Raw genomic sequence first — 15550 nt, 5'->3', positions numbered from 1 at the left:
TTCCATGATTACAATGTACTATGAAAAAGACGCAAACCAAGAGTTATTACAAGGCAAGACAGTTGCTATTGTTGGATATGGTAGCCAGGGACACGCACAGGCACAAAACTTGCGCGATAGCGGCGTGAAAGTTGTAATCGGCTTGCGCAAAGGACGTTCTTGGGAACAGGCAGAAAATGACGGTTTCGAGGTGCTTACTGTAGATGAGGCGTCTGCGCGTGCTGACGTCATCATGATTCTGCTTCCAGATGAAATGCAGGCAAAAGTGTACAAAGAACAAATCGAGCCGAACTTAAAAGATGGTGCCGCATTGTTCTTCTCACACGGCTTTAACATTCATTTTGAACAAATCGTGGCTCCAGCCGGTGTAGACGTTGTAATGGTAGCGCCGAAAAGCCCTGGTCACATGGTTCGCCGCGTATATACAGAAGGTTTCGGTGTACCGGGATTGCTGGCTGTATATCAAGACGGAACTGGAAAAGCGAAAGAGCTTGGCCTCGCATACGCAAGCGGTATCGGCTGCACACGTGCGGGCGTTATCGAAACAACATTCCGTGAAGAAACAGAGACGGATCTGTTTGGTGAGCAGGCAGTATTGTGTGGTGGTGCATCCGAGCTGGTAAAAGCAGGATTCGAGACGCTAGTAGAAGCCGGATATGCACCGGAAATCGCTTATTTCGAATGCTTGCATGAATTAAAATTGATTGTTGACCTGATGTATGAGGGTGGACTGGAATACATGCGCTATTCCATCAGCGACACGGCTGAATTCGGTGATTACAGCATCGGTCAGCGTATCGTAACGGAAGAAACGAAGCAAGAAATGAAAAAAGTATTGAAAGAAATCCAGACAGGTCAATTCGCAAAGAACTGGATTCTTGAGAACCAATCCGGCCGTGCGGCATTTGGGGCGCGCCGCCGTTTAGAAAAAGAGCACCAAATCGAGCAAGTTGGTAAACAACTGCGTGAAATGATGGCTTGGATTAAGAAATAAGGAGAGAAACCAAAACTGTGGAGGTGCCAGGGAATGCGTACGATTGAGATTTTTGATACCACCCTGCGGGACGGTGAACAGTCTCCGGGTGTCAATTTAAGCACAAATGAGAAAATGGAAATTGCTCTGCAACTAGAGCGCCTGGGGGTGAATCGGATTGAAGCTGGCTTTGCCGCCGCCTCCCCCGGGGATTTACAGTCCATCCGCAATATTGCAAAGCGGGTAAAAAATTCGACTATCGTAAGCTTATCCCGCGCACGTCTGCAGGATATTGACAAAGCATGGGAAGCTCTGCGTGATGCCGAGTCGGCTTGCCTGCATACATTTCTTGCGACTTCCCCTATCCATCGGAAGTATAAGCTGAACATGACAAAGGAACAGGTCATTGAAAATGCAGTAGCTGCAGTAAAGCATGCGAGAAAATACTTTGATTTGGTAGAGTTCTCGTGCGAGGATGGTTCACGTACCGAACTCCCCTACCTAATTGAAGTAGTGCAGGCGGTTGTGGATGCAGGTGCCCGTATCGTCAATATTCCGGATACGGTAGGATATACGACACCAGCGGAGTATGGAAATATTTTCACCCAGTTGCAGAACAATGTCCGGGGCATTGAGAATGTGCGATTGAGTTGCCACTGTCATAATGACCTGGGCATGGCGGTTGCGAATACGCTGGCCGCCATTGAAGCAGGGGCAACCCAGGTAGAAGGAACGATTAACGGCATCGGTGAACGGGCTGGTAACGCTGCGCTGGAAGAGGTGGCGCTTGCTATTGATACGCGCAAAGATTTCTATCAGGCCACGACTAATCTAAAACTGGAAGAGATTGCACGCACCAGTAAGCTTGTTAGTCGCTTAACAGGTATGTTTGTACCGGGGAATAAGGCCGTCGTAGGGGCCAATGCGTTTGCGCATCAGTCTGGTATTCATCAGGATGGTATGCTGAAAGAATCAAGCACGTATGAGATTATTCGTCCGGAACGTGTAGGCGTTAAGGCAACGCGTCTTGTACTTGGCAAGCTTTCTGGCCGTGCCGCTTTTAAAGATAGGTTGGTAGAACTTGGATATGAATTAGGCCAGGAAGAGTTAAATGAAGCATTTACTCGCTTCAAGGATTTGTGTGACCGCAAGAAAGATGTGAGCGATGAGGACATTGTTGCGCTTATTGATTCTAAGCTGGTTGACGTTCCTGAAGCATATATTCTGGAAAATATTCAGCTATCATACGGCAATAATTCCGTGCCGACGGCAAGCATACGCGTACGTACTGCTGCGGGTGAAGTGCTTGAAGAAGCTGCATGCGGAAATGGTTCCGTCGATTCCATTTATAAAGCGATTGATCGGGTAACGAACGAGGATGTTGTGCTGGAAGACTATAAGATTGTATCGATCACTCACGGCAAAGATGCACTTGGTGAAGTATATGTGCGTCTCTCGCAAGAGAACGGGGAGCGTACAGTCCAGGGCCGTGGAGTTAGCACGGATATACTGGAAGCGAGTGCCAAAGCTTATTTGGGCGCACTGAATAAGCTTATCGCGCGCCGGAGCGATGCCGTAGAAGAAGTTGTGATGTAGAGAGGAAGGAAACGTGGCATGAGTCAAAACTTTACCATCACCGTTCTGCCAGGAGACGGCATCGGGCCGGAGGTCATCGAGCAGGCGGTCAATGTAATGAAAGTAGTCGAAGAGCTTGAAGGAGTTAGTTTTTCGTTTGAATATGCGCGTTTGGGCGGATGTGCCATCGATGAGGATGGCACGCCGCTGCCGCAGGATACGTTAGAGAAAGCGCGGCGTTCTGATGCTGTGCTGCTAGGTGCGGTTGGAGGACCGAAGTGGGATAATAATCCGGCTCACCTTCGTCCGGAAACAGGATTGCTTGGTATTCGTAAGGAGCTTGGCCTATATGCTAACCTTCGCCCAGCCTTTATGTTGGATTGTATGGTTGGTGTATCGGCATTGCGAGAAGAAGTCGTACAAGGTGTCGACCTTATGGTTATCCGTGAGTTGACCGGGGGTCTATATTTCGGCGAAAAGAAACGCTATGAGACGGAAAAAGGCGAAGTTGCTTCCGATGAACTAATCTATTATGAATATGAGATTGAGCGGATTGTGCGACGCGCATTCGAAGTAGCGCGTTTGCGCAGCAAGAAGCTGACTTCCGTAGATAAAGCGAATGTACTGGAGTCGTCACGCTTATGGCGCAAAGTGGTCGATCGGATTGCCCCTGAGTATCCGGATGTAGAATTGCGCCATCAGTTAGTTGACTCTTGCGCGATGGAACTCATTCGTTGGCCGAAGCAGTTCGATACGATTGTAACGGAAAACATGTTCGGTGATATTCTAAGTGATGAAGCCTCAATGCTGACAGGCTCGATCGGTATGCTTCCATCCGCATCGCTGGCAGACGGTAATTTTGGTTTATATGAACCTGTACATGGTTCAGCGCCGGATATTGCAGGTAAAGGTATCGCCAATCCGACTGCAACCATTTTGTCGGCTGCCATGATGCTCAGATATTCATTTGGACTTGAAAAAGCAGCGAATGCGATTGAACAAGCCGTGCATAACGTTCTGAATTCCGGCGTGCGTACAGGAGATATCGCTTCTAACAAAGAGGAAGCGGTCGGAACTGAAGAAATGACAAACAAAATCATTGCTGCTATGCGTGAAGCCTACGTTCAGGCATAGTATGATGGTTGATCAATAAAAATGCCCGCCAAGTTTCCGAGTGTATAAACAAGGAAGCTTTGGCGGGTATTTTTTGATAAAAGCGACATCAGGCGGACGTCGGGCCTTCCAGCGAAAAAAAGGATGGAAGGCAACGACCGCGTTTTTTTCATTCATGTTGCAAAAATTCCTTTACCGGTGTTCCCCATTCGATTTCTGCATCCGGATAGCTTCTTTGAATAATTTCCGTAATTTCGAAGAAGTCGTCACGGGTAAGACCTTTCAGCCGATTCGGTTGACGTGGCCAGACTGAAATTTTGGTCACAGTAAACCGCTCTTCCGTATTTCCTAGATATTTCTCACCTTCGAACAAGACCCCCTTGTATGTAAGCAGAAGGTTGCGGCGTACGTTGTCGCTGTCATCGAGAAAAAATGTTTGCTTCTTCTCATGTGCCGTCAGGAGCTGTCGTTTCGGATTGAAGATATATTGAAACCACCATACAATAAAGACAATAATGGCTAAGAGCATCAGAAAACGCAGCATAATGTTCCCTCTTTTCATGCAAAAGTATCCATCTACTCTTTGTATACGGATTCATTAGAAAAAGGATGCAAAAAAATGCTATACTATCACACAGAAGTTTATAATTAGAATGAGGGATTGTATTCCATGAATGTACTTGTAACGACATTAAATGCTAAATATATCCATACATCATTGGCATTGCGCTATTTGAAAGCATTCTGTCAAGATGATTTCAAGGTGGAGCTTACAGAATACACCATCAAAGATCCAGCGATGAATGTAGTGTCTGATTTATTTCAGCGCAAACCGGATGTCATCGGTTTCTCCTGCTATATCTGGAATATCGAAGAAACGATTCAGATTATTTCTATGTTAAAAAAGGTAATGCCCGAGGTCAAAATCATACTCGGCGGGCCTGAAGTTTCGTATGATGTAGAATATTGGATGAATCGTCTATCCGATATTGACTTTATTGTAGTTGGTGAAGGAGAAGAGACGTTTCATCATCTTCTCAAAGAAATTGAGGGTGAACAAAAATATCATTTTGTCTATGGGGTCGCATATCGGAAGAATGGAGAGGCGATTATCAATCCACCGCGTCCTAAACTGGATTTAAACCAAATCCCTTCTCCTTTCTATTTTGAAGAAGATATGCAAAGTCTCGGCAATCGGGTGACATATTTCGAAACAAGTCGGGGCTGTCCTTTCTCCTGTCAGTTCTGTCTCTCAAGCATCGAAGTAGGTGTACGGTACTTCGACATTGAACGTACAAAACGAGATTTGCTTCATTTGATTGAAAGTGGGGCGAAGCTCATCAAATTTGTTGACCGTACATTCAACATTAAACGTGACTATGCGCTAGAGATTTTTCAGTTTCTAATCGACAACCATCAGGGTTGTGTGTTTCAATTTGAGATTACCGCCGATATTATGCGTCCAGAGGTGCTTGATTATCTAGCTGAACATGCACCACCAGGTATCTTCCGTTTTGAGATTGGCGTACAGTCCACCAATGATGCGACGAATGATATTGTGAAGAGAAGACAGAATTTTACCAAGCTGGCTCGGACGGTTACAAAAGTTAAGGAGAGCGGGAAAATTGATCAGCATCTTGACTTGATTGCAGGCTTGCCGGAAGAGGACTACATGTCGTTTCGCAAGACGTTCAACGATGTGTTTGCGCTGCGTCCTGAAGAGCTGCAGCTAGGTTTTCTGAAGATGCTGCGTGGTACAGGCATGCGTATTAGTGCAGAGAAATACGAGTATAAATATATGGATCATGCACCATATGAAATACTGGAGAATCGTGTGCTTCCATTCAGTGATATCGTTCGGATTAAGCGAGTAGAAGATGTTCTGGAAAAATATTGGAACGCTCATCGTATGGATCATACATTGTTATATCTAATGAAACATGAATTCGCATCGGCTTTTGACTTTTTCCAGGAGTTTGGAGATTTCTGGGAAGCCAGGGGATGGTCTCGTATCGGACATCAGCTTGAAGATTTATTTACACGGCTGCATTTGTTCCTAAGACGGAGGGATACAGAGCGCTTACCGATTATTGAGGCACTGATGAAATACGATTACTTCATGAACTACAAATATAAACCGCGCAAAGTATGGTGGTCGTATGACATTGAGAAAACAGAGCAATCCCGCCTGTTGAAAGCACTGGCACAACAGCCGGGAATCGCCGGGGAAAAATTTGCTGCGCTTGGATTGGACGAGAAACAACTGCACAAGCATACAATGCTGGAAATTCTCCCGGTTGACCTGGCGTCATATATGATGTCAGGAGATATGAAGCAGGAAGGCACATTGCTGCTCGTCTATTATAATCCGGAGGAGAGCGATAGACCGAACGCTTATTTCATCCCATTGTCAGCATTGCAGCGGGTTTTCGTATAAGAGGCATTTCAAAAAGTGCGGGAAACATAGCTGCGAATTTCTGCGTTAACTTCCGCTGCGCAGGTCTGTCGTCCCTTTTTACACACGCCCTATAAAAATTAAGAAGAAAAAGGACCTGTCCATCTTATCTTATCAAGGAGGTGCGACGGGTCTTTTTCTGTTATATGGGTGATTCTGCATGGTTTGTTTGATTGCATGTGTGAATGTTAGACAGGGCGAAACTTTCGCTTTTTTTGTTCAGTTCGAAGATAGCGGTGCATAATAAATTCTATAGAGCCAAGTACAATTCCGGATAGTATACTGCCTAGAACTGTAATGTGGCTGTTTGTAAATAGCCATCCTGATAAATAGACGATGGCTGCGATAGCTATTGCTCCTTGCAGGGTTGCCAGATAAATGCCGAACATGCCGAGTACGATTTCATCGGCAATCAGACCAATAATAAGCAGAAGAAAACTGACATCAAGCCAGTGCTGAACACTGCTAAACGTTATCTGCCGCGGAAACACGAGCGATAGCAGATACAATGTGCCGGGAAACAGGACAATTTTGTATAGGAAATTGAGAAAGATACGCTTTGCCACTTTATCTGCTCCTTTTCCTTTTAGTATGTGCATAAAGTATGCGATAATATGGAATAGGAAAGGTAAAGCTTGGCATTCTATATCTTGTAAAGAACAAACGGGAGGTATGATTGTGGAAGATAAAACGCTGCAAATGTACAAAGAACTCACAGAAACGCCCGGTGTACCTGGACATGAACGCCAGGTGCGTGAAGTTATGCGCAAGTACATAGAACCTTATGCGGACGAGGTAACAACAGACAACCTGGGAAGTCTGTTGGCACGCAAGGGAGATAAAGGACCGAAAATTATGGTGGCAGGCCACCTTGACGAAGTAGGTTTCATGGTAACGATGATTACCGATAAAGGGTTCCTTAAATTTCAGCCGCTTGGTGGTTGGTGGGAGCAGGTCATGCTGGCACAGCGCGTCGCTATTCAAACCCGGAACGGAGTCATCGAAGGGGTTATCGGCTCTGTTCCACCGCATATTCTGTCACCGGAGGCACGTAAGAAGCCGGTCGAGATGAAGGATATGTTTATTGACATTGGTGCCTCGAGCAAAGAGCAGGCGGAAGAGTATGGTATACGTCCAGGTGATACGGTCGTTCCGATTTGTCCGTTTACAGTCATGACGAATCCGAAAATCATGATGGCAAAAGCATGGGATAATCGTGTTGGTATTGCTTTAGCCATTCAAACTTTGGAGCAGCTACAGAATGTAAATCATCCAAACACAGTGTATGGAGTAGGAACGGTCCAGGAGGAAGTAGGACTCCGCGGAGCGCAGACATCCGTATTTGCAGTTAATCCTGATATCGCATTTGCAGTGGATGTCGGCATCGCCGGAGATACTCCGGGAGTTAAAGAAGGAGATGCCATGTCCAAAATCGGGGAAGGACCGCAGGTGTTATTGTATGATGCATCTATGGTCGGTCATCCGGGTTTGCGTAAGCTGGTGGTGGAGACAGCGGAAGAGAACGGAATCCCATTTCAGTATGATGTGATGGCACGCGGAGGTACGGATGCGGGGCGCATGCATCTGAACGGCAACGGTGTACCATCCATCGTTATTGGTATTGCTACCCGTTATATCCATAGCCATGCAGCTATTCTGCATCGTGATGATATTGATAATGCCGCTAGACTTATTACTGAAACCATCAAGAAGCTTGATGAAGATACTGTGGCTAAAATTAAACGTGGTGAATACTAAGCGACTACATGAAAGAAACTCCCGAAAATTTATTTTCAGGAGTTTTTTTCTGTTTGGCTTTGTATTTTTCGCTAATGGGATTACTGCACATGCTGATGGATACAGTCTACCATTTTGTTTTTTTCCTGCTCATCCGCTTCCTGCCAGACCATTTCGAATAATACGCCCAGACCGGGAAGGGTTTTCTCCTCACCACTCGTAATCGCATCCACAATCGTATGGCGGACATCATCTTTAGATGAACCCTGCATATTGTGCATAATTGCTGCACGTAAATCCAGGTTGGAAATGTTCACTGTGTTCACGCTCCTTCGCAGTAATAACAAAATCGCTTCGTACCATAGTTTCACCGGAATGATTTATTTTCATCCCTCTCGAATGGTATAATAAAAAGCGAATTTATAAAGGGGTGGGGAGCATGGGCAGTCAGTCATACGCGATTATCGGCATGGGCCGATTCGGCGCCAGCGTAGCGCAGGCGCTCTATAGCATGGGCTATGATGTTATGGTTATGGACGAGGATGAAGAACGAATCCAGGATCATATCAACATTGCTACGCATGCCGTACAGGCCGATTCGACGGATGAGCAGGCGTTGAGAGAAGTAGGGATCCGTAACTTCGATGTTGTTGTCGTAGCGATAGGAGCCGATATTCAAGCCAGTATTCTAACAACGCTTATTTTGAAGGAACTGGGCGTAAAAATGATTGTTGCTAAAGCACAAAATGAGAGGCATGGACAGGTGCTGTACAAGGTGGGTGCGGATCGCGTCGTATTTCCGGAACGTGATATGGGATTGCGTGTCGCCCATAATCTCATCTCGCCTAATGTACTGGACTTCGTTGAATTGGCTGAAGAGTATAGCATTGCTGAGGTTGCGGCTTCAGAGGCGATGGATGGCAAGAGTTTGACCGAGCTGGATGTACGTGCCCGTTTCGGAGTGAACGTTATGGCTATTAAGAGCGGCAATTCATTCAATATTGCGCCAAGCGCCACAGACACGATTCAAGAGGGCGATATTCTTGTCGTAATTGGGCATAATGATGATTTGAAAAAATTCGAGGAAGAGTCGTAAATGACAGAACATACAGGGCAGGAGCATCGTAATGGAAAGGATTACATCAGTACAAAATACACGCATAAAACAGTGGGCCAAGCTGCACGCCCGAAAAGACCGGGAAGGCACGGGCCGCTTTTTGTTAGAAGGTATGCATCTTGTAGAGGAGGCGTGCCGCTCTGACATTCCGCTAGAAGCAATTTTGGTGGAAGAAGAGACAAGATTGCCTGAATGGCTGAACGCTTATCAGCAGACATATCCAAATGTGGAGTTGTTTTGGGTAACACGCCCTGTGCTGGAAAAAGTGGCAGAGACAAAGACACCTCAGGGTATGTTAGCTATAGCGAAGATGCGTGTTACCTTGCCAGATGTACTCGCGGATGACTGCCTGCTGCTTGTATTAGATAAGCTTCAGGATCCCGGCAATGTCGGCACGCTCATTCGTACCGCGGATGCGGCTGGCTTCGATGGCGTAGTTATCGGTGAAGGCAGCGCGGACCTGTATAATAGCAAAACCATCCGTTCGACAATGGGCTCGCTTTTTCACCTGCCGGTGTGGCGTGAGAATGTTATTGATTTTATTCATCGTATGAAAAGCGAGCATCCTGATTTGCGTGTGATTGGAACCAATCTTAAGGAGTCAAAGGCATACACAGACGTTATGTACACAGGGCCAGTTGCGCTCGTTATTGGAAACGAAGGCAGTGGAATTTCAGAGGATGTGCTGGAACTTACTGATCAGAATGTCATCATTCCGATTCATGGTCGTGCTGAATCGCTGAATGCCGCGATTGCGGGGTCGATCTTAATGTATGAAGCAATAAGGCAGCGGGCAAAATAAATCCGCTGCCTTATGTAATGTCTGTATGATTTTTATCCGCTTTCTTTTGTCGATTCTTCATATCTTCACGCATGTTCTGCCATTGGTCGCGTGCTGCACGAACCATCTGCGGTTCATTTACTTTTAGCGGATGTTCGATAACTTTGGAGAAGAAACGAAGCGCTTGATTGTGGTCACCAAGCTGCCGATGTAGTTCGCCGATAAGATAAATCAATTTGATTTCGGACATGCCGGCACGCATATAGTCGCCCTCCTGATAAGAGGCTTCATATTCACCTAGTGCAAGTGTAAGAAATCTACGTTCTTCCGGCTTTTTGTTCTGATAACGATACAGCCAGGCGAGACGCAGGCATAAACCAGCCATAACACAATGAGGTTCATGGTGGATACCTGCTGCGAAAATAGCTAGTTTATAGGTGGCAACCGCTTCTGGAATTGTACGAATGCCTGTATAGTCCTTTTGTGTCCAGTTGGCCGTGATTTTCTCTTCTGTAAGTTGCTGAAGCTGTGTCGGTACTTCCTTCCGGAATTGATCGTTAAAAGAGTAACCGCAGCGGGGACAGACTACAATATGATAGAGGATAGGATTTTCGGAATGGTCGTCATAATGTTCGCAGAAATCGGGATCACGCTTAATTGGATGGCTTCGGCGCAATCGTGTTTTTTTGCTCGTAAAGTGATGTTCACAATGAGGACAAGTGAACTTCTTGTCATAGAGGATAGTATCTAATCGACTCATGCGCTTCTCCTTTTATAGTGTGTATGAATTAAGTAAAATGGACCTATTGTTAGTATAGGTTATATTTTATTGTAAAGATAGGAAAAAGTACATAAGTGCAAATTTTTATCCACTTGCACATTTTTTGCAGATACTATATAATCTATTTTTAAATAACATGACTTAAATAAAAGGATATCATACACTATAGTAAAAAGGCATGGATGGAGACAAGTACGTGGAGTGAACGCTCCCAGGGAGAGAATGCCGTGACTGGAAGCATTCTTGAGACCGTTTTTCCGCCGAATTCACTCCTGAGCCGACCTCTGAACGTTAAAGTAAGAGGTTCCGGAATTATTTCCGTTATCAATGAGCAAGATGAGAGTGGATTTTGTCCGTTCTCGAACAAGGGTGGTACCGCGACCTCTCGCCCCTTACCGGGTGGGAGGTTTTTTTATTTTTTAATGAGGTTAAAGGAGGTTTATACAGTGCGCGAAAGATTGGAAGCATTGAAAGCGGAAGCGCTTGAAGAATTGGAGCAAATCGGGCAGACCGCACAAGTACAGGAACTGCGCGTAAAATATCTCGGCAAAAAAGGTCTTCTGACCGAAATCCTGCGTGGCATGGGCAAGCTGTCCGCGGAAGAGCGTCCGGTTATCGGACAGTTGGGCAATGAAGTGCGTTCAGCAATTGAAAGCAAGCTTGAAGAGAAGAAAGAAGCGGCTGAACGTGCGGAAATCGAAGCTAAGCTAGCGAGTGAGTCGATTGATGTAACGCTGCCAGGTCGAATGGTGCATGTAGGGAACCGCCATCCACTTACGCTGGTGACGGAACAAATTGAAGATATTTTCTTAGGTATGGGCTTTACTGTGGCAGAAGGACCGGAAATTGAAACAGATTATTATAATTTCGAAACGTTGAATCTGCCAAAGAACCATCCGGCTCGTGATATGCAGGACTCATTCTATATTACGGAAGAAATTTTGCTTCGTACCCATACGTCTCCTGTACAAGTACGTACCATGGAGAAAATGAAGGGGAAAGTGCCGGTAAAAGTGATTTGCCCGGGGCGTGTGTATCGCCGTGATAATGATGATGCCACACACTCCCATGTTTTCAATCAGGTAGAGGGCTTGATGGTAGGCGAGAATGTGCGCATGAGCGATTTGAAAGGTGTGCTCTTGAACTTTGCCCGTCAAATGTTCGGGGAAGGGACCGAAATCCGTCTGCGCCCAAGCTTCTTCCCATTCACTGAGCCAAGTGCGGAAGTTGACGTGTCATGCAGTATGTGCGGGGGCAAGGGCTGTCGGGTGTGCAAGCATACAGGCTGGCTCGAGATTTTGGGCTCAGGTATGGTGCATCCACGAGTGCTGGAGATGGCCGGCTATGATCCGGAGAAATATACAGGATTTGCGTTTGGGATGGGGATCGACCGAATCGCCATGCTGAAGTACGGTATTGATGATATCCGCCACTTCTACACGAATGATGTGCGTTTTCTGAAGCAGTTTAACCGGGTATAAAGGAGGATGGAAGACAATGAAAGTTTCATATAATTGGTTGGCGCAATATGTGGACGTATCCGGCATTACTCCGGAAGATCTTGCCGAGAAGCTGACGCGCAGCGGCGTGGAGGTCGACGCGGTAGAACATTTGAATAAAGGTGTTACGGACGTTGTCGTCGGGTATGTAACGAAGAAAGAGAAGCATCCAGATGCCGACAAGCTGAACGTATGTCAGGTGGATGTTGGCGGCGAAGAGTTGCTACAGATTGTCTGTGGAGCAAAAAATGTCGAAGCTGGGCAAAAAGTACCGGTAGCAGTCGTCGGAGCCAAGCTTCCAGGTGATTTTAAAATTAAAAAGGCAAAGCTTCGCGGCGTAGCATCGAATGGGATGATTTGCTCAGCGAAAGAACTGGGTATGAATGACAAGCTAATGCCGAAGGAAATTCAGGAAGGCATTCTTGTTCTGCCAGAAGATCTGGAAGTAGGCCAGCCGATTCATCCTGTGCTTGGTCTTGATGATGTTGTACTCGAACTGGGATTGACACCAAACCGCTCAGATTGCCTAAGCATGACAGGTGTAGCATATGAAGTGGCAGCGATTCTGGGCCGTGATGTGAAGCTGCCGGAAGGAAACGTGCCGGAGAACGGATCATCTATCGAGGGAAAAGTGGAAATAAACATTGAAGCGCCAGACCATTGTCACCGCTATATGGCACGCATGATTTCAGGAATAAAGCTTGCACCTTCACCGCTTTGGATGCAGAATCGTCTGATGGCAGCGGGCGTACGTCCTATAAATAATGTAGTCGATATTACGAATTATGTCATGCTTGAAACCGGACAGCCGCTGCATGCGTTTGATTATGCCAAAGTAGATAATGGCCGCATTGTTGTGCGTCTTGCTAAATCTGGCGAGAAGATGGTAACGCTTGATGATACGGAACGTGCGCTGGATGAGGAGATGCTGCTGATTACGGATGGCACCAAAGCAATTGGTGTTGCTGGTGTAATGGGCGGTGCTAACTCTGAAGTAACAGAGGCCACTGATACCATTCTTCTGGAATCAGCGCACTTTGCCGGTTCATCTATCCGCAAAACTGCACGCAAGCTGGGATTGCGTTCCGAAGCGAGCCTGCGGTTTGAAAAAGAAGTAGACCCGCAAGCGGTAGAACGGGCACTTGACCGTGCAGCGTCATTAATAGCAGAGCTGGCGAACGGGCAAATATCGCAAGGCAAAGCTGATAAGACGATTTCCATTCCGGAAGAAAAGCAGGTCGATCTCCATTTGTCCCGTTTGAATGGCTTGCTCGGTACTAACTTACAGCTTGAAGACGCGACGTCTATTCTGGAACGGTTAAAGTTTACTTATGTAACAGAGGGTGAAACAGTAAAGGTGACTGTGCCGACGCGACGTCAGGATATTACCCGTGAGGTGGATATAATCGAGGAAGTAGCGCGTCTTTATGGCTACGACCATATCCCAACAACTCTGCCGTACGGCGATAATACGCAAGGAATGCTTACCCGTAAGCAAGCGCTGCGCCGGACGATTCGTCAGGTGCTGAACGGAGCGGGATTGGATGAAGTGAGCGCCTACTCGTTCACACACCCTGATATTGCTCATGATTTTGCTACGATATACTGGGAGACAAAGCCGATTCCGCTGTCGATGCCGATGAGCGAAGAGCGCAGCGTGCTTAGGGTGAATTTGTTGCCGCATCTGCTTGAAATCGCAGCGTATAACAATAACCGTAAAGAGCGTGATTTGGCTCTGTTTGAGATAGGCAAGGTATTTTTAACCGATGAGGAGACGTTAAGCCGATTGCCGGAAGAGAGACTGGCGCTTGGTGGTCTTTTGGCCGGTAACTGGGTGGGACCGCATTGGCAGCAAAAAGCTGAGCCGGTGGACTTCTACTTGGTGAAAGGCATGCTCGACGTATTATTGAATCGTCTGGGCATTATCGGTATAGAATATCGTCCTGCTAAGGGTATTAAAGGAATGCATCCCGGAAGGACAGCAGAGGTCGTACTTCAGGGGAAAGTGGCTGGTTATGTGGGGCAGGTTCATCCGGCTACCCAGCAGAAATACGATGTAGCTGAGACGTATGTATTCCAATTGGATGCTGATTTGCTGATTGAACTGGCTACGATTCATCAAGGCATGGTTCCGTTACCGAAATATCCGGCTATCAGCCGTGACGTTGCTGTCGTAGTCGATCGGGGAGTAAGTGCCGGAGAACTGCAGAAGGTTATTGAGGCTTCTGCGGGAGAATGGTTGGAATCAGTACGGATTTTCGATGTGTATGTGGATGATAGGCTGGGCGAGAATAAGAAAAGTGTGGCCCTGTCTTGCACGTATCGTGATCCGGAACGAACGCTAACCGATGAAGAAATACAAGCGGCCCACAGTAAAGTCGTGGAAGCGCTGGCCGTTGAATGCGGAGCCGAATTGCGCGGCTAACCGCGCCCGGAAAGGAGGAGATGCTTAAATGGATCTCCTCCCTTTTCTATGTATAAGCGAATTTTTCCTACACCTATGGATTTGCACGGCCTTTTCATTTCCACTGCTTTCTTTATTTGTGGTATTGTGTAGAATATAGTTATGTACAAGGACGTGAGGAGGACGTAGTGTGTCAGGACAGAACAAAGAACGGGTTGTTGTTGAAATATATGGACAGTACTATACCATGAAAGGGGATAGCAGTTCTTCTCATATGCGCATGATCGCGGGATATGTGGATGATAAGATGCGGCAGATTGCTGCGGCGAATCCCCGTTTGGATACGAATAAATTGGCGGTGCTTGCCGCATTGAATATGGCTGACGAATACTTTCGTTTGCGTATGGAATATGAAGAGTTGATTAAGCTGTTAGAGAAAACGGCGCAAGAAGCAGAAGAAGACGGAGAAGAACAGGAAGAAGAACAAGAAGAAGAACAAGAAGAAGGAAGCGGAACAGACAAGGAGTAAGATACAACATGAATATTCTCGATATTATTGTTCTTGTATTGTTAGTAGTAAGTGTGTGGCGTGGATACAGAACGGGATTAGTCGCACAATTAGTACGTGTTACCAGCTTTATCGTTTCGTTTGTGGTAGCGTTTATGTATTACCGTCCGGTAGCAGCTACGCTTGCGGAATGGATTCCGATATCTAGTGCGGAGGCGGGAGGATCATTTGGAACTGTCGCCGGATTTCCGTTTATGCAACAGGCGCTGTATAATATTGGTGCATTTGTCTTACTAGCCTTTGCCGCAGGTTTGGCGGTTCGCCTGGTGGGCGGGTTTCTGGAGGGTGTTACAAAGCTGCCCGGATTGTCGATTGTGAACCGGATTACAGGCGCAGTGATCGGTGGAGTGAAGAACGGACTGATTTTATTCTTAATTCTGGCTGTTGCATCGTTGCTACCGATAACAGCGATGCATAAAACACTTGATGAATCGCTCTTTGCTTCATATGCTACTACGTATTCCTCTGAGCTACTTCAATGGGTAAAAGAAATGATAGAGAATCCGCTACCGCCTACGAATGGAAATTCGAATGTGCTATAGTGGAC

Annotated in this window: 15 protein-coding genes and 1 other annotated feature; of the genes, 11 read left to right on the top strand and 4 right to left on the bottom strand. The window is 46.5% G+C overall.

The features are described 5' to 3' along the window. Positions 1 to 4 precede the first annotated feature (4 nt). The 3 genes from ilvC to leuB are packed head-to-tail and all read left to right on the top strand — an operon-like array spanning position 5 to position 3682. Positions 5 to 994, top strand: coding sequence for a ketol-acid reductoisomerase (gene ilvC, locus HMPREF0083_RS09380; protein WP_021621019.1), 990 nt, complete (start codon positions 5 to 7; stop codon positions 992 to 994). 33 nt (positions 995 to 1027) lie between these two features. Beyond that, positions 1028 to 2569 carry a 2-isopropylmalate synthase gene (locus HMPREF0083_RS09375; protein ID WP_021621018.1) on the top strand — a complete coding sequence of 514 codons (1542 nt, stop codon included), beginning with the start codon at positions 1028 to 1030 and terminating at the stop codon, positions 2567 to 2569. Between the two features lie 18 nt (positions 2570 to 2587). Further along, positions 2588 to 3682, top strand: coding sequence for a 3-isopropylmalate dehydrogenase (gene leuB / locus HMPREF0083_RS09370; protein WP_021621017.1), 1095 nt, complete (start codon positions 2588 to 2590; stop codon positions 3680 to 3682). A 148-nt stretch (positions 3683 to 3830) separates the two neighbouring features. Here the strand turns inward: leuB and HMPREF0083_RS09365 are convergent, their stop codons facing one another. After that, on the bottom strand, positions 3831 to 4205 hold the full coding sequence (locus tag HMPREF0083_RS09365; RefSeq protein WP_240961416.1) for a sigma-w pathway protein ysdB: 375 nt from the start codon (positions 4203 to 4205) through the stop codon (positions 3831 to 3833). Between the two features lie 126 nt (positions 4206 to 4331). On the opposite strand from HMPREF0083_RS09365, the gene HMPREF0083_RS09360 reads away from it, so the two are divergent. After that, on the top strand, positions 4332 to 6098 hold the full coding sequence (locus HMPREF0083_RS09360; RefSeq protein WP_021621014.1) for a B12-binding domain-containing radical SAM protein: 1767 nt from the start codon (positions 4332 to 4334) through the stop codon (positions 6096 to 6098). Positions 6099 to 6304: 206 nt separating this feature from the next. Here the strand turns inward: HMPREF0083_RS09360 and HMPREF0083_RS28705 are convergent, their stop codons facing one another. Beyond that, the gene (locus HMPREF0083_RS28705; protein ID WP_040302235.1) at positions 6305 to 6682 is read right to left on the bottom strand and encodes a DUF2512 family protein; all 378 of its coding nucleotides are present in this window, start codon (positions 6680 to 6682) and stop codon (positions 6305 to 6307) included. A gap of 133 nt (positions 6683 to 6815) precedes the next feature. Between HMPREF0083_RS28705 and HMPREF0083_RS09350 the strand changes: the two genes are divergently transcribed. Beyond that, positions 6816 to 7874, top strand: coding sequence for a M42 family metallopeptidase (locus tag HMPREF0083_RS09350; RefSeq protein WP_370950875.1), 1059 nt, complete (start codon positions 6816 to 6818; stop codon positions 7872 to 7874). Positions 7875 to 7954: 80 nt separating this feature from the next. Here the strand turns inward: HMPREF0083_RS09350 and sspI are convergent, their stop codons facing one another. Continuing rightward, positions 7955 to 8170: a small acid-soluble spore protein SspI gene (gene sspI, locus HMPREF0083_RS09345; protein WP_040302233.1), complete on the bottom strand. Its 216-nt coding sequence runs from the start codon at positions 8168 to 8170 to the stop codon at positions 7955 to 7957. Between the two features lie 122 nt (positions 8171 to 8292). On the opposite strand from sspI, the gene HMPREF0083_RS09340 reads away from it, so the two are divergent. Both HMPREF0083_RS09340 and HMPREF0083_RS09335 read left to right on the top strand, forming a co-directional pair. Further along, positions 8293 to 8949: a potassium channel family protein gene (locus HMPREF0083_RS09340; RefSeq protein WP_021621010.1), complete on the top strand. Its 657-nt coding sequence runs from the start codon at positions 8293 to 8295 to the stop codon at positions 8947 to 8949. Between the two features lie 31 nt (positions 8950 to 8980). After that, a complete protein-coding gene (locus HMPREF0083_RS09335) occupies positions 8981 to 9772 on the top strand; it encodes a TrmH family RNA methyltransferase (RefSeq protein WP_021621009.1) in 792 nt (263 codons plus the stop codon). Positions 9773 to 9782: 10 nt separating this feature from the next. On the opposite strand, the gene HMPREF0083_RS09330 is transcribed toward HMPREF0083_RS09335, so the two are convergent. Beyond that, complete coding sequence (locus tag HMPREF0083_RS09330) at positions 9783 to 10511, bottom strand: DUF2225 domain-containing protein (RefSeq protein ID WP_021621008.1); 729 nt, start codon at positions 10509 to 10511, stop codon at positions 9783 to 9785. A 191-nt stretch (positions 10512 to 10702) separates the two neighbouring features. Next, positions 10703 to 10928: a binding site (T-box leader), on the top strand. Positions 10929 to 10978: 50 nt separating this feature from the next. Here HMPREF0083_RS09330 and pheS point away from each other — a divergent pair. The 4 genes from pheS (at position 10979) to HMPREF0083_RS09310 (ending at position 15545) form a co-directional block, all read left to right on the top strand. Next, the gene (pheS, locus tag HMPREF0083_RS09325) at positions 10979 to 12013 is read left to right on the top strand and encodes a phenylalanine--tRNA ligase subunit alpha (RefSeq protein WP_040302231.1); all 1035 of its coding nucleotides are present in this window, start codon (positions 10979 to 10981) and stop codon (positions 12011 to 12013) included. Positions 12014 to 12029: 16 nt separating this feature from the next. Next, positions 12030 to 14456 (top strand): phenylalanine--tRNA ligase subunit beta, encoded by a 2427-nt coding sequence (pheT, locus tag HMPREF0083_RS09320; RefSeq protein ID WP_021621005.1) that lies wholly within the window; start codon positions 12030 to 12032, stop codon positions 14454 to 14456. Positions 14457 to 14625: 169 nt separating this feature from the next. After that, a complete protein-coding gene (zapA, locus tag HMPREF0083_RS09315; RefSeq protein WP_021621004.1) occupies positions 14626 to 14964 on the top strand; it encodes a cell division protein ZapA in 339 nt (112 codons plus the stop codon). An 8-nt stretch (positions 14965 to 14972) separates the two neighbouring features. Beyond that, on the top strand, positions 14973 to 15545 hold the full coding sequence (locus HMPREF0083_RS09310; RefSeq protein ID WP_021621003.1) for a CvpA family protein: 573 nt from the start codon (positions 14973 to 14975) through the stop codon (positions 15543 to 15545). Positions 15546 to 15550: the final 5 nt, after the last annotated feature.

Origin of the sequence: Aneurinibacillus aneurinilyticus ATCC 12856 (assembly GCF_000466385.1) — a bacterium.
Classification (GTDB): Bacteria; Bacillota; Bacilli; order Aneurinibacillales; family Aneurinibacillaceae; genus Aneurinibacillus; species Aneurinibacillus aneurinilyticus.
Note: the sequence above shows the minus strand (reverse complement) of the source record. Positions and strands in the feature narration are given on the sequence as shown.

Bases quoted from the DNA above. Each gene is read 5' to 3' on its own strand.
- ilvC (WP_021621019.1), top strand. From the start codon at position 5: ATGATTACAATGTACTATGAAAAAGACGCAAACCAAGAGTTATTACAA.
- HMPREF0083_RS09375 (WP_021621018.1), top strand. From the start codon at position 1,028: ATGCGTACGATTGAGATTTTTGATACCACCCTGCGGGACGGTGAACAG.
- leuB (WP_021621017.1), top strand. From the start codon at position 2,588: ATGAGTCAAAACTTTACCATCACCGTTCTGCCAGGAGACGGCATCGGG.
- HMPREF0083_RS09365 (WP_240961416.1), bottom strand. From the start codon at position 4,205: ATGCTGCGTTTTCTGATGCTCTTAGCCATTATTGTCTTTATTGTATGG.
- HMPREF0083_RS09360 (WP_021621014.1), top strand. From the start codon at position 4,332: ATGAATGTACTTGTAACGACATTAAATGCTAAATATATCCATACATCA.
- HMPREF0083_RS09350 (WP_370950875.1), top strand. From the start codon at position 6,816: ATGTACAAAGAACTCACAGAAACGCCCGGTGTACCTGGACATGAACGC.
- HMPREF0083_RS09340 (WP_021621010.1), top strand. From the start codon at position 8,293: ATGGGCAGTCAGTCATACGCGATTATCGGCATGGGCCGATTCGGCGCC.
- HMPREF0083_RS09335 (WP_021621009.1), top strand. From the start codon at position 8,981: ATGGAAAGGATTACATCAGTACAAAATACACGCATAAAACAGTGGGCC.
- HMPREF0083_RS09330 (WP_021621008.1), bottom strand. From the start codon at position 10,511: ATGAGTCGATTAGATACTATCCTCTATGACAAGAAGTTCACTTGTCCT.
- pheT (WP_021621005.1), top strand. From the start codon at position 12,030: ATGAAAGTTTCATATAATTGGTTGGCGCAATATGTGGACGTATCCGGC.
- HMPREF0083_RS09310 (WP_021621003.1), top strand. From the start codon at position 14,973: ATGAATATTCTCGATATTATTGTTCTTGTATTGTTAGTAGTAAGTGTG.